The organism is Streptomyces viridiviolaceus (genome assembly GCF_014650995.1).
In the GTDB taxonomy this organism is placed as follows: Bacteria; Actinomycetota; Actinomycetes; order Streptomycetales; family Streptomycetaceae; genus Streptomyces; species Streptomyces viridiviolaceus.
Map to the genome: position 1 here is coordinate 342654 of NZ_BMWA01000003.1, position 13194 is coordinate 355847.

At 73.7% G+C, this 13194-nt stretch carries 9 protein-coding genes and 1 pseudogene; 4 read left to right on the plus strand and 6 right to left on the minus strand.

The features are described from left to right. The first annotated feature begins 330 nt into the window (after positions 1-330). A complete protein-coding gene (locus IE260_RS05600; RefSeq protein WP_189869335.1) occupies positions 331-783 on the plus strand; it encodes a hypothetical protein in 453 nt (150 codons plus the stop codon). Positions 784-910: 127 nt separating this feature from the next. Here IE260_RS05600 and IE260_RS05605 read toward each other — a convergent pair whose 3' ends face one another. The 3 genes and pseudogenes from IE260_RS05605 to IE260_RS05610 all read right to left on the minus strand — a co-directional run bounded on the left by IE260_RS05605 (position 911) and on the right by IE260_RS05610 (position 2684). Further along, entirely contained in the window at positions 911-1240 is a 330-nt protein-coding gene (locus tag IE260_RS05605) for a hypothetical protein (protein WP_189869336.1), read from the minus strand. Between the two features lie 283 nt (positions 1241-1523). Beyond that, positions 1524-1830, minus strand: a pseudogene (locus IE260_RS41490) (hypothetical protein). Positions 1831-2165: 335 nt separating this feature from the next. Next, on the minus strand, positions 2166-2684 hold the full coding sequence (locus IE260_RS05610) for an HAD domain-containing protein (RefSeq protein WP_189869337.1): 519 nt from the start codon (positions 2682-2684) through the stop codon (positions 2166-2168). Between the two features lie 239 nt (positions 2685-2923). Here IE260_RS05610 and ettA point away from each other — a divergent pair, with 239 nt between their 5' ends. Genes ettA through IE260_RS05625 form a run of 3 tightly spaced genes read left to right on the plus strand, consistent with a single transcriptional unit; the run spans position 2924 to position 5685 of the window. Continuing rightward, positions 2924-4588 (plus strand): energy-dependent translational throttle protein EttA, encoded by a 1665-nt coding sequence (gene ettA, locus IE260_RS05615; RefSeq protein WP_189869338.1) that lies wholly within the window; start codon positions 2924-2926, stop codon positions 4586-4588. Between the two features lie 6 nt (positions 4589-4594). Next, positions 4595-5005: an acyl-CoA thioesterase gene (locus IE260_RS05620; protein ID WP_189869339.1), complete on the plus strand. Its 411-nt coding sequence runs from the start codon at positions 4595-4597 to the stop codon at positions 5003-5005. Further along, positions 5002-5685, plus strand: coding sequence for a DUF8185 domain-containing protein (locus IE260_RS05625; protein WP_189869340.1), 684 nt, complete (start codon positions 5002-5004; stop codon positions 5683-5685). The genes IE260_RS05620 and IE260_RS05625 overlap by 4 nt, the downstream gene beginning before the upstream one ends. A 14-nt stretch (positions 5686-5699) precedes the next feature. Here the strand turns inward: IE260_RS05625 and IE260_RS05630 are convergent, their stop codons facing one another. From IE260_RS05630 to IE260_RS05640, 3 genes are all read right to left on the minus strand, one after another. Beyond that, the gene (locus IE260_RS05630; RefSeq protein ID WP_189869341.1) at positions 5700-6662 is read right to left on the minus strand and encodes an ATP-binding cassette domain-containing protein; all 963 of its coding nucleotides are present in this window, start codon (positions 6660-6662) and stop codon (positions 5700-5702) included. Positions 6663-6757: 95 nt separating this feature from the next. After that, positions 6758-9478: an FtsX-like permease family protein gene (locus tag IE260_RS05635; protein ID WP_189869342.1), complete on the minus strand. Its 2721-nt coding sequence runs from the start codon at positions 9476-9478 to the stop codon at positions 6758-6760. A 427-nt stretch (positions 9479-9905) separates the two neighbouring features. Further along, positions 9906-13172, minus strand: a complete 3267-nt coding sequence (locus tag IE260_RS05640; protein WP_189869343.1) for an ABC transporter permease — start codon at positions 13170-13172, stop codon at positions 9906-9908. Positions 13173-13194: the final 22 nt, after the last annotated feature.

Below are 13194 nucleotides of genomic sequence, written 5' to 3' on the forward strand. Positions count from 1 at the left end.
AACTGGCCGCGGGCCGTCTCCCGTGCGCCGGTGAAGAGTGCGTCCGTCTCGGTTTCCGTCTCATTCAGCCCCGTTCACCGTCGTTCGGACCAGACCGTGTGCCGGGTCCTTCCGTAGCCAGGCCACTCATGAACGCAGGTGAACGGCCCGGTACGTGCCCGACTGAACGTCAACGGACTTGGAAAGCGTGCGGGCGTACAGGCGCCTCGAGGGCCCCTTCGTGTCTGCCCATGGAGCAGCGCGCATGGTGCCGTCGAGCTGCCACAACTGCCTCCCATCGAGCACCGCAGCAAGATAGCGTGACGGCCGTCACACCTGGAGGGGGGCGGCATGGCATTCATCTCGAAGAAGAGCCCAGAGCAACAGGCACTGGCAGCCGCAGAGAAGGAGCGCAAGCGGCAGGAGGCGGAAGAGAAGCAGCGGGCCGAGCGACTCGAACGCGAGAGACAGGCGTTCCTAGCCACACCCGTAGGTCAAGCACGCCAGTGCTTTGAGCGGGGGGATCTCGTATATCAATGCTCGATCGACGTGATGAGCCAGCAAGCGATCACCGTCGCCATGGTTGGTAGCACGACCACACAGCAGACGACAGATGCTGTAGTCGTCCTCAACGCCGTGTGCCGGGAGGGGTGGGAGCTGGTGAACGGCTCATTCGTCTTCGTAGAGCAGGGACAGCAGAGCCGCGACAAGTTCATGTCGTCCGGTCAGAACGTCGCGATCAAAGGGGAAACCGTGGGCTACTACCTCTTCAAGCGCTGCGAGGCGAACAGACGCCAAGCCTGACCGGCAGCCGACGCGCGCATGTTGCACCGGGCAGAGAGCTACGGATCAGACGTCCTCTGACATCCACGGATGACATCAACGACGCCGGACGGAGGACTCCTGAAGCGGTGCTCACCTTCTGCTCTGCTCAGGGCGAGGGTGTGAAGCCGACGGACAGGTCGAGATGGAAGGGGGATCCTGGGACCGTCGGGGTCCAGCCCTCGCGCAGGGCGCGTGCGATGGCTCGGGCAACATCGGATGGAAATACCGGTTTGGCCTCGCGCCCGACCCAGTTACTCAGGTGCGGCTGGTTGGTGGTGACCACGAGCGTTGATCGCGGGGTGTCCGCACGCTCGACCGCGAACGTGCATGGCGACCAGGCCAGGCCCTGGAAGTAGGTCGGCCTGCGTCGCAGCCGCCAGCGGTAGGCCGTGCCGTCGACAATGACGCGCCGTGCGCCTTTACGCCCCAGTGCCATGACTCCCCTTCGATATGGGCAATGCTAGCGACTCCGGCTCTGCCGTCCGTAGGAAGCAGACGTGCCAGATCCGTGCCAGATCGTGCGGGAACCACGGGGAACACCGGGTATCAATCCGAGAAGCGGTCAGGCGCCGGCAGCACTCCTGTCCAAGTCAGCCAGGCAACCTTCCGTAGATCACCTCAGCTTCCCAAGCCAAGTGCACCAGCTGTCAGCTCCTGATCGGCTGGCCGTGACAAGGAGAGTGGCCCCGGCAGTTGTCCGGGGCCTCTCTAGGTGCGCACTACTGCCAGCCGAAGCCCGCAGCAGGTGGCTTCTGCGTTCCCCATGAGGAGGGGTGAGATTGGGGCGCTGCCAGGCGGTGACCGCGGCTGGTCGCTACCCGGAGCACGTCCCGTAAGGCACCGGCCAGATCCGTCGCCGGAAGTCGCAGCTTCTCCAACTCCGCGGCCTCGTCGCCGAGTACTTCTGGAAAGCTCCAGCAGTTCGGGTGCCGTCCCGAGCTGTACCGCTTCGATGTTGTCCGCTAGGCGGGACATGTGACCGTCGCTGTCGTCGGTGCTGAGATAGCAGGTGTAGACAGCGGACATCGTGGTGCCCGCGGCTCCTTGCGAGATCGTCTACGAGATCCCGATCAACCGATGGCCCCGCCTAGGGTTCGCCGTATGGCCGACGACGCCCCGTCCTGTCCCGAGTGCAGCCAGCCCCTGAAGCCGGGCGGCCTTGTGCTGTCCAGCCGAGACGACGACCGCCGGGGGGCCTGCCGGTCTCTGTGGCGGTGCGCTGATCGGCACACCTGGTGGCGTTGGACGGACCGGCCGGAGGAACCGTTCGAGGTCTGCCCAGTTCCGGAGCTGTTTCGGTGACAACCAACGCTGACATCAATGAGGCCGGACGGGTGTGGATCGAACTCCTGAGGCGGTGCTCATCTCGGCGCGACGGCGTCGAGCCAACTAGCGAGCGCGGAGAAGTCGGCGTCTTCGAGGCCCTTGGCCGGGTCGACGTGATGAAGCAGTGACGGCCCGGGGTGGCTGGCAGCGACCCAGAGGCGGTCCATGGCGCTGATCTCGTCGTCGATCCAGATGAAGGGCCGGCCGTCGGCCCACTCGACGAGGGGGCGGGTCTTCCAGTGCAGGCCCCGCGGGCCTTCCTCGGCGCCGGTGTCCGGCCACTCCACCACGGGCAGCCTCGGTAGGCCGATGCGTGGGGCGACGGCCTCGTTCGCTTCGTCCATCCAGGTCGTCGCCCACACGAGATCGCAGCCCAGAGCCATGAGGCGTGCCCCGATCCCTGGGGCGAGCCGGGTCAGCAGTGGGTTTCCTTGATCCGCAGGCGTCGCGGCGGCGGCATTGGCGGCCTGCTGGTGACCGGTCGGCGATCCGAACGGGATCAGTGGGCCATCGATGTCGAGGAAGAGGAGAGGGCGCTCCGCTGCGCTGGTCACGGCGGCACGGTAGCCCGGCGCGGTGGGGAGGCGGCAGCCTGGGCCGGGCCGTCTGTGGGCCGTGCGAGGGTGCCCGAGGGCGACCGACGGCGACCGGCAGTGACCGGCGAGGCTCAGGCGCCATCCGAGAAAGCCCAGGTCAGAGGCCTCGCGGCTAACGCGTTTCCGCCCAGGGGTGGCGGTGCGGCAAGATGGGGTGTATCTGCCCACTGCCTGATTTAGCTGCCGGACGGTTTCTCTTGGCTGAGTTCATTTACACCATGCGCAAGGCGCGCAAGGCGCACGGCGACAAGGTGATCCTCGATGACGTCACCCTGAACTTCCTGCCGGGGGCGAAGATCGGCGTCGTCGGCCCGAACGGTGCCGGTAAGTCGACCGTGCTGAAGATCATGGCGGGGCTGGAGCAGCCGTCGAACGGTGACGCGTTCCTGTCGCCGGGCTACACGGTCGGCATCCTGCTGCAGGAGCCCCCGCTGAACGAGGAGAAGACCGTCCTGGAGAACGTCCAGGAGGGTGTCGCCGAGGTCAAGGGCAAGCTCGACCGGTTCAACGAGATCGCCGAGCTGATGGCGACCGACTACTCCGACGCGCTGCTCGAAGAGATGGGCAAGCTGCAGGAGGAGCTGGACCACGCAGGAGCCTGGGACCTCGACGCCCAGCTGGAGCAGGCCATGGACGCGCTGGGCTGCCCGCCCGGCGACTGGCCCGTGGTCAACCTCTCCGGTGGTGAGAAGCGTCGCGTCGCGCTGTGCAAGCTGCTGCTCGAAGCGCCCGACCTGCTCCTGCTCGACGAGCCCACGAACCACCTCGACGCCGAGTCCGTGAACTGGCTGGAGCAGCACCTCGCCAAGTACGAGGGCACCGTCGTGGCCGTCACCCACGACCGGTACTTCCTGGACAACGTGGCCGGCTGGATCTGCGAGGTCGACCGCGGCCGCCTGCACGGCTACGAGGGCAACTACTCCAAGTACCTGGAGACCAAGCAGACCCGTCTCAAGGTCGAGGGCCAGAAGGACGCCAAGCGCGCCAAGCGGCTCAAGGAAGAACTGGAGTGGGTGCGCTCCAACGCCAAGGGCCGGCAGGCCAAGTCCAAGGCGCGTCTGGCCCGCTACGAGGAGATGGCCGCCGAGGCCGAGAAGATGCGGAAGCTGGACTTCGAGGAGATCCAGATCCCGCCGGGCCCGCGCCTGGGCAACGTCGTCGTCGAGGTCAACAACCTCAACAAGGCCTTCGGCGAGAAGGTCCTCATCGACGACCTCAGCTTCACCCTGCCGCGCAACGGCATCGTCGGTGTCATCGGTCCGAACGGCGCCGGCAAGACCACCCTCTTCAAGATGATCCAGGGCCTGGAGGAGCCGGACTCCGGCAGCATCAAGGTCGGCGAGACGGTCAAGATCTCCTACGTCGACCAGAGCCGCGAGAACATCGACCCGAAGAAGACGCTGTGGGCGGTCGTCTCCGACGAGCTCGACTACATCAACGTCGGACAGGTCGAGATGCCCTCGCGGGCCTACGTCTCCGCGTTCGGGTTCAAGGGGCCGGACCAGCAGAAGCCCGCGGGCGTGCTGTCCGGCGGTGAGCGCAACCGCCTCAACCTCGCGCTCACCCTCAAGCAGGGCGGCAACCTGCTGCTCCTCGACGAGCCGACCAACGACCTCGACGTCGAGACCCTCTCCAGCCTGGAGAACGCGCTGCTGGAGTTCCCCGGCTGCGCCGTGGTCGTCTCCCACGACCGGTGGTTCCTGGACCGCGTGGCCACGCACATCCTCGCCTACGAGGGCGACTCCAAGTGGTTCTGGTTCGAGGGCAACTTCGAGTCGTACGAGAAGAACAAGATCGAGCGGCTCGGGCCGGACGCCGCGCGTCCGCACCGTGCCACCTACAAGAAGCTGACCCGGGGCTGATCGATCTTGCGGCACATCTACCGCTGCCCGCTGCGCTGGGCGGACATGGACGCGTACGGCCACGTCAACAACGTGGTCTTCCTCCGCTACCTGGAGGAGGCCCGTATCGACTTCCTGTTCCGCCCGGACAAGGACTTCCGGCAGGGGTCGGTGGTGGCGCGTCACGAGATCGACTACAAGAGGCAGCTCGTCCACCGGCACCACCCCGTCGACATCGAGCTGTGGGTCACGGAGATCAAGGCGGCGTCGTTCACGCTCACCTACGAGGTCAAGGACGGGGACCAGATCTACGTCCGCGCCTCCACGGTGATCGTGCCCTTCGACTTCGAGGCACAGCGGCCCCGCCGGATCACCGAGGAGGAACGGGAGTTCCTCCGGGAGTACATGGAGCACGAGGAGGAGGCCGTCGCCGCATGACGGTGCTCCACCTCGCCGACGAGGGGGAGGCGGCGGATCTCGCGGCCTTCCTCTCCCGGCTGCTCCACTACGACCGAGCAGCGGCGGTACGGCTGCAGGCGGCCGGCACGGCCCTCGCGGTCTTCGGCCGGCCGCCGTCCTTCGAGGTGCTGGCCATCCGCGCGGTACGGCTCGCCAAGCCGTACGAGAACGGGCTCGACGTCACGCTGGACGTGACCGTGTCCGCCGGTGAGCTGCTGGAGTCGGTGGACGAGCCGGCCGCCACCGCCGGCGTGCCGGGCGCGGTGACCGGGCCGCCGTGGGCCGGTGTGCTGCCCCCGCGCGGCGGCTGGAGCCCCGAGCCGGGGCTGCCGGCCACGGACGCCCTGCGCGGGCTGGTCGCCGCCGCGGTGGCGGAGTTCCGGTCCCGTACGCAGGAGTTGCCGCCCGAGCGGCGTACCCGCGCCGAGCTGGACCGGATCGGGCGGGAGATCTGGTCCCGGACGGTCGGGGACACCCGGCTGCCGGTGCGGGCCGTGCACGCGGCCCAGTCACTGGGCTTCCTGCGGCACGCGGGCGCACCGGGCGAGGAGGAGCCGACGCTGGTCTCCTCCGGCGCGTGGCTGCGGCTGCGCACGCCCTACGGCTCCGTCGCCGTCCGCCGGGCGGGCATCGGGGCACTGGGCCTCAGCGTGCGCTGAGCCGCCCAGGGCGCTCAGTCCCGCTCGCTGTCGTCCGGCCGGACCGCGATGTGGTCGGGCTCCAGTTCCAGGGCCACCCGGTCGCGCATGCCCAGGGCCTCGGTGTACTCGGCGGGGAGCTGGAGGCGGCCCGCCCGGTCGAGCATGGCGTACTCGCGGGCGACCACCCTCTCGTCGCCCGTGGCGGCGTCGACCTCGCTGCGCCGCAGGACCTCCGTCGAGGTGCGGCCGTCGCGGATTGCGACCGTACGGCGGACCTCGCCGGCCACCGCCTGGTCGTGGGTGACGATGACGATGGTGGTGCCCAGCCGCTCGTTGGCGGTGCGGAAGGCGCCGAAGATCTGTTCCGCCGTGTGGGAGTCGAGCTCGCCGGTGGGCTCGTCGGCCAGCAGGACCGCCGGTTCGTTCGCGAGGGCCACGGCGATGGCGACGCGTTGCTGCTGTCCGCCGGACATCTGGTGCGGGCGGCGGTCCCGGCAGTCGGCGACCTCCAGCAGTTCCAGGAGTTCCAGCGCGCGTTCCCCGCGGGCGCGGCGCCCGCTACGGCGGGCGGCGCCGGCCAGCTGCATCGGCAGGGCGACGTTCTGGGCCGCCGTCAGGTAGGGCAGGAGATTGCGGGAGGTCTGCTGCCAGACGAAGCCGACCACCTCGCGGCGGTAGGCGAGACGGTTCTTGGAGGTCATCGCGAGCAGGTCCCGGCCGGCGACCCGGGCCGCGCCGGCCGTGGGGGTGTCGAGGCCGGCGAGGATGTTCATCAGCGTCGACTTGCCGCTGCCCGAGGCGCCGACCAGCGCCATCAACTCGCCCTCGCGGACCAGGAGGTCGAGCCCCTGCAGGGCCTGGACCTCCACGCCGTCGGTGCTGAAGATGCGGACCAGACGGTCGCACGTGATCAGCGCGTCGTGGCCGTAGGCGGGCCGCTCGCGGGACGCGGTGGCGCGGTCGGCGAGCTCGGCGAGGGTGGGGTTCGTCGTCATCGGCGTCTCCTCAGCAGTTGCCCGGGGTTCCTCCCTGCCGTGCCGCGGGGGCGGGGGCGGCCGGCCGGGTACGGCGGGGTGCGTCGGCTCATCCGTCAGTCCCCCGCCCTCAGCTCGACGACCGAGCCGCGCCGGCCCGACCACCACGCCTGCACCACCGCCACCCCCACCGCCACCAGCAGGACCGCGACGGCCGGAACCGCCAGCGACCACGGGTCCGCGCGCAGCTCCGCCCGGCCCGCGGGGGACGAGGGCGTCGCCAGGGCGATCGTCGTCAGGTCGATCCCCGCGGAGAGCAGACGGACGGCCGCCCAGCCCGTCAGGGCACCGCCCGCCGCGGCCAGGAGGGCCTGCGGGAGGGACTCCAGGACGAGCAGGCGGCGGCCCTGCGCCCGGGTGAGCCCCATGGTGCGCAGGCGGGCGAGGAGGGCGACGCGCTCGGGCGCGGCGCGCAGCAGGGACAGCAGCAGGGCCAGGACGGCGTAGCCGGCGCCGGCCGCCACGGCAGCGGTGTAGACGCGTTCGGCACCGGACTGCAGCGGCGAGTCCACGTACCGGGCACGCTCCTGCGACCGCAGCCGCACGGAGCCTGCGCCGTCCGCCGCCCGGTGCAGGGCGCCGACGTCCAGGCGGTCGCCGCTCAGCAGCAGCGTGTTCGGGCGGGCGGCTTCGGCGGACAGCCCGGACCGGTCGACGACCAGGAACTCCTCGCCGGAGACGGCCGGGGTGGACTCCCGGACGAGGGCGATCCGGACGGTGACGGTCGTGGCGTCCTCCAGACGCACCGGGAACGGCCCGCTGCCGAACCGTTCGGCGGCCGCGGGGGAGGCCAGCGCGGGCAGGGGCCCCGACCGGCCGTCCCGCCGCAGCTCACGCCCGTCGAAGGCGCCCAGCCCCGTGCGGGCCGCCAGCGCCGAGTAGTCCGCGGGGTCCACGCCCGCCACCGGCACCGACTGCCGGCCGTCCTCCGCCTTGGCCTGGTAGGCGATGCCCACCTCGGTGAGAGAGGCCACGCCGGGGGCGTCGCGCAGGCGGTCGGGCAGGCCGGCCGGCAGCGGTCCGGTCCCCTCGACACGGGCGTCGGCACCGACGCTCAGCAGCGCCGCCCGGTCCCGGGCATGGTCGACGCCGGCCAGGACCGAGCCGCCGAAGACCGCCGTGGTGAGCGCGGTCAGCAACGCCAGCAGCGGCAGCGCCGCGGAGACCGGCGTGCGGCCCGCGCGGGCCAGCGCCAGGTGGGCCACCGCGCCGCGCAGCCGGCCGGCCGGACGGGCCAGTGCGCGCAGCGGCAGCGGATACAGGCGCACCAGCACGAGCGCCGCGATCACCCCGACCAGCACCGGCGCGAGCGACACCAGGTCCCCGGCGGCGCCCGTCGCACCGCGCCGGCGCAGGGTCTCGACCGCGCCCAGCGCCAGGACCACCAGCGTGAGCTCGGCGACCGTGCGACGCCGGGACGGCCGCACCGACACCACGTCGCGTCGGCCGTCGTGCAGGCGTACGGCCCGGTGCGCGAGGGCGGCCCGCAGGGGCAGCGCGGCGCAGGCGACGGCGGTGACCGCGGCGGCGGTCCCGAGGGCGGGCAGGAGACGGCCGCCGGGCAGCGCGAGCAGGGCGGCGACGAGACCGAGGGCGCCCGCGGGCAGTGCCACGACCGCCGTCTCGGCCAGCAGCCGCCCCGCCACACCGCACAGGGAAGCTCCGCGGGCGCGCAACAGGGAGAGTTCGGCGTGCCGGCGGTCGGCGGCGAGGCCGGCCGCCATCAGCAGGACGACGCCGGCGACCGTACCGGTGCCGGCGGCGGCGACCGCGACCAGCGGGCCGATGCCCGACCGCAGCCGGTCGAAGGAGGCGAACACCTCGTCGAGGTCGGTGCTGACGTCGGTCGCCGGGTCGACCGCCGAGCGCACCTTCCGCAGGGCCGGCCCGGACTCCAGGGAGGCGACGGCGGACTTCAGCCGGTCCAGGTCGTGGGCGTGCAGGGCGTCGTACTCGGACGCCAGCTGCCAGTAGGGGACCGGGTTCCCGGCCGTGCCCAGCAGCGCAGGCGCCGCGTCGGGGGCGAGCAGCAGGGCGCCGAGCCAGTACTGGTCGGGGTCCGGGCCCGCCGAGCCCGGCACGGTCACCAGGGCCGGGGTGCGCAGCAGGGGCTGGGTGGCCCAGTAGGCGCCGCCGGGGTCGCGGGGGGCGAGGACGCCGGTGACGCGGACGGCGAGCGGGGAGCGTTCCACGCCGGGGACGTGGAGGACCGAACCGACCTCGATGCGCAGGCTCTCGGCGGTCTCGGCGGTGACCGCCGCCTCCACCGTGCCGGTCGCGGCCGTCACCGGGGCACCGGTCGCCCGCGGCAGGCGGCCGGAGCGCAGCCGGGCGTGGTCGCCGAGGCCGTGCGGGGTGGCGAGGACCACCTGCGGGGGCAGCCCGCTCGGCCGGGGCAGCCAGGGGTCCGGCACCTTCAGGCTCTGGGCGGTGCGCACCCCGTACGTCGACGCGGCCCGGTCGACGACGAGCGGACGGTCCACGGCGGCCAGGGCCTTGTCGTACCGCCTGCCCAGCGGGCCGGGGCGCAGGGCTTCCTGCCGCTGCCTCGGGGTGAGGAGGAAGTCGGGCTGCGGGGCGGTCAGCAGCACGCTGGTCCGGTCCGGCCGGGCCCGCTCCAGCGCCCGGTGCAGGCCCGCGTCCCCGTACCGGTCCAGCGCCCTCGGGAACGCGGCGGCCAGACACGCGGTCAGCGCCACCAGCAGCGCCAGCGCCCACGCGGCACCGGGGGCGGCACGCAGCCGGGTGCGCACCCAGGGAGCGGTCACGGACTTCACGCCACCTCACCGCCCAACTCCAGGCCCGCCGTCGCCGGGCGTGCGGTGGCGGGGTCGTGGGGCTGCGGGCGGGTTGCTGGGTGACGCCGTGCCGGTGTCGGGGTGGGCCGGGTGTGGTCGTCTCGCTGCTGTTCGGGGGGTGTCGTCGGGCGGGCGGTGGTGGGGTCGTGGGGCTGCGGGCGGGTTGCTGGGTGACGCCTCGCGGGTGTCGGGGCCGGGGTGGGCCGGGGGTGGTCGTCTCGCTGTTGTTCGGGGGGTGTTGTCGGGCGTGCGGTGGCGGGGTCGTGGGGCTGCGGGCGGGTTGCCGGGTGACGCCTCGCCGGTGTCGGGGCCGTCGTGGCCCCGGGACGCTCCGGTGGAGCGGGGCGTTCGGCCCCTCGCTGCCGGGGGGCCGGCGCCGCCCCCGCGGTCACGGGGAGTCCATGGGTCACCGGTCCTCACCGCCCTGTTCCCTCAGTGCCTGTGCCGGGTCCGCGCGGCGCAGTGCCAGGGCCGCCGTGACCAGGAGCGGGGTGAGCGCCACGGCGGCCAGGAGTACGGCGATCCGGGAGGCGGGCAGCTCGACGAGGACGTCGGGGACCGGGCGGGCGGCCTGCGGGGTCAGCACGATCAGCGGGATCACCGCCCGCGTCAGCACGGCCCCCAGCGCCGTGCCCACCAGCAGCGCCAGGCCCACCAGCACCCCCTGCTCGACGGCGACCGCACGGGCCAGCCGGCGGCGCGTGGCGCCCAGGGCGCGCAGCACCGCGAACTCGGCGCCCCGCTCCCGCAGGGAGCCCGCCGCGCTCACGGCGAACCCGACCGCGGCGAGCGCCGCCGCCACCCCGGCCGCCGCGGTGAACGCCGCCTCGGGACCCGCGCCGAACGGGTCGTCGCGCAACTGCTCGGCCACCTCGTCCCGGACCACGACCTGCGCGGGGTCCACGTCCGGGAAGGCCCGCAGGGCGTCCGCGACCCGGCCCGCCTCGCCCGGCGCCGTGCGCAGCCACCACTCGGTGGGCGTGACGCTCTGGCCGTACTTCGCCTGCAGCACCCGGTTCACGGCCCGCAGATCGACCAGCAGGGCCCCGCCGTCCTTCGCCGGGTCGTCCGCCGAGGCGGTGGTCGGCAGTTCCCGGACCGAGCCCGTGATCCGCACCGGAAGGCTCTCACCGCCGAGCGAGACGTCCACGCGCCGGCCGGTGCGGGCGCCCGTCGAGTCGAGGAAGCGGTCGGTGGCCACGGCCGTGATCTGCGGCGGCGCGGGCTGCGGTACCAGCAGCCGCACGGTCACCGACGACACCGCCCAGGTCTCGTCGGCGGGGATGTAGCCGGTGCCGTACTCGATCGTCGGCGGCCCGGACCCGATCAGCCGCGGCCGGGTCGGGCCGGTGCGCGCGTCCGGCGACGACACCAGCCCGTCGCCCCGGGCCGAGGCGGTCCACGGCCCGGGCAGCGGCAGCCTCCGAACGGTCCCGTCGGCGGCCGTGGCGGTCAGCTCCCGCAGGGTGAGGCGGTGCCGCTCCGCACGGCCGGTCGGCTGAACCATGATCAGTTCCACGCCGGTCACGGTCAGCCGGCCCGAGGCGACGTCGAGGTCCAGGGTGTGGCTGCGGCCGTCGGCGGCCAGCTCGCCGGCCGGCAGCCGGTACGGGGTGCCGTAGGCGTCCTGCACCGTCACCGTGACGTCCGCCGTGGCGCCCGTGCCGGAGCTGCGCAGGATCGCCGTCAGGCCCAGCCGCACGGTGCCCTCGGGGACCTCCGGGCCCGCCGCGGTCCCCTCGGGCCCGAGCGGGGACAGCAGCGACCGCACCGGCTCGCCGGCGAGGTCGGAGCGCATCAGCACCGTGTCCGCCGCGTGCGCGGTGTCCAGCGCCAGGACCGTCGCCGTCCGGTCGCCGGACAGCGGCAGCGCGGCACGGACCGCGGGCGCCGCCTCCCGTACGCCCGCGACGGCCGCGTACGCCTCGGTGCGGCCGAGGCCGGCCGTCCCGGCGGCGAGCACCCGCACCGGCGCCCCCGCGCGGAAGTCCGCCTGGTCGCCCTGCGAGCGGTTCCAGGAGGCGCCCTGACCGATCGCCAGCACGCCCAGCGCCATGGCCAGGACCAGCAGCAGCACCGGCCCGGCGCCCCGCATCGGACGCCGGCTGAGCTGCCAGCCCGCCAGCGCCGCGGTCAGCCCGCGGCCGCCGGCCGCCCGGCGCTCGGCGAGCCCGGCCACCGGCGGCAGCAGCCGCAGCGTCAGCACCGTCCCGGCCAGCAGCGCCAGCGCGGGCGCCGCGACGAGCAGCGGATCGATGCCGAGGGTGCCCGCGCTGTCACCGGTCACCGCGCCGGAGGTCTGCCGGGACAGCTGCCAGTAGGCGACGCCGGCCACCACCAGCAGCCCGACGTCCGCGCCCGCGCGCAGCGGTGCGGGCAGCGCGCGGGCCCGGCCCCCGGCGGCCGGGGAGGAGGTCAGCGCGGGCAGCGTCACCGCCAGCGCGCACCCCAGGGCCGCCACCACCGCCACCAGCCACACCCCGCCGCCGCCGGCGGCCGGCACCTCCAGCCGCAGCCCGATCCTGGCCAGCGGCCCCTGCCCGCCCAGCAGCCGGGTCAGCGGCCCGGCGAGCAGAGGCGCGCAGATCACGGCGGGCACGGCCAGCAGCAGCGCCTCCAGCGCGGCCAGGCCCGCGATCCGGCTCCGGGAGGCGCCGCGCGCCCGCAGCAGCCGCAGCTCGGCGGCGCGTTCGGCGCTCAGCAGCCGGGCCACCAGCAGCAGGGCGCAGCCCGCCAGCAGGGCGAGCTGGAGCGCGACGACGAGGAGGGTGGAGCGGGAGACGAGCAGGGAACGGTCGAGCCGGTCGAGCACGCCGGGCAGGGCGGTGGTCGCGGCAGTGGTGCCGCTGAGGGCCGGCCGCCCGCGCAGCCACGCCGTCCCCTCGCGGGCCGACTCGGCCAGCGCGTCCGTCCGCCCGGCCGTCAGCGTGGAGAAGTCGGCCGTCGCCAGCCAGCCGGACGGCCCGGCGCTCACCTCGCCGCCGGTGAGCACGGCGGGGGCGGCGAGCAACGGCCCGTACGTGGTGAAGCCGCTCCTGCGGACGCCGCGCCCGGCCAGGTCGTCCAGTGCCCAGTAGGGTGCCGTGGCCTCGGACGGCCGGTAGAGGCCGGTGATCTCGACCGGCACCGCGGGGCCGTCGAGGCGGTCGTCGAGGGTGAGCCGGGCGCCGGGGCGCACCTCGAGGCGCTCGGCGGCGGTCGTCGGCAGCGCCGCCTCGATCCGGCCGGTCCCCGCCCGGGGCATCCGCCCCTCGGTGATCCGCACCTGCGTCGGATCCAGCGCCGCGAAGAACGTCAGGTCGGGTTCGTCCGACCGTTCCTCGCCCGGGCGCAGACTCCTCGGCAGCGCGTACGGGCCCGACCGCAGCAGCGTCCGGACCGTCACCGGCAGTCCGCCGAAGGTCTCCCGGGCCCCCTTCCGCACGGCGGCGTCGGCGGCCTCCCGCCGGTCGGCCGGGACGTCGGCCTTGACGACCAGCGCGGTGTCGGCGGCGTTGCGCGGGTCCCGCAGGGCCTGGCGCAGGGCCGCGTCGCCGATGGCGCCGGAGTACGCGGTGAGGGCCGCCAGCACCGCCGTGGTCAGCAGGACGGTGAGCAGGGCGGCGGCGAGCAGCAGGCGGTGCGCCCGTGCGCGCAGCAGCACGAACCCCGCGAGTCCCCCGAACCCCGTCACCCGGCCCCCCGGCACTGTTGTC

Excerpts from the sequence above, each read along its gene's own strand:
- IE260_RS05600 (WP_189869335.1), top strand. The coding sequence starts at position 331 with ATGGCATTCATCTCGAAGAAGAGCCCAGAGCAACAGGCACTGGCAGCC.
- IE260_RS05605 (WP_189869336.1), bottom strand. The coding sequence starts at position 1,240 with ATGGCACTGGGGCGTAAAGGCGCACGGCGCGTCATTGTCGACGGCACG.
- IE260_RS05625 (WP_189869340.1), top strand. The coding sequence starts at position 5,002 with ATGACGGTGCTCCACCTCGCCGACGAGGGGGAGGCGGCGGATCTCGCG.
- IE260_RS05630 (WP_189869341.1), bottom strand. The coding sequence starts at position 6,662 with ATGACGACGAACCCCACCCTCGCCGAGCTCGCCGACCGCGCCACCGCG.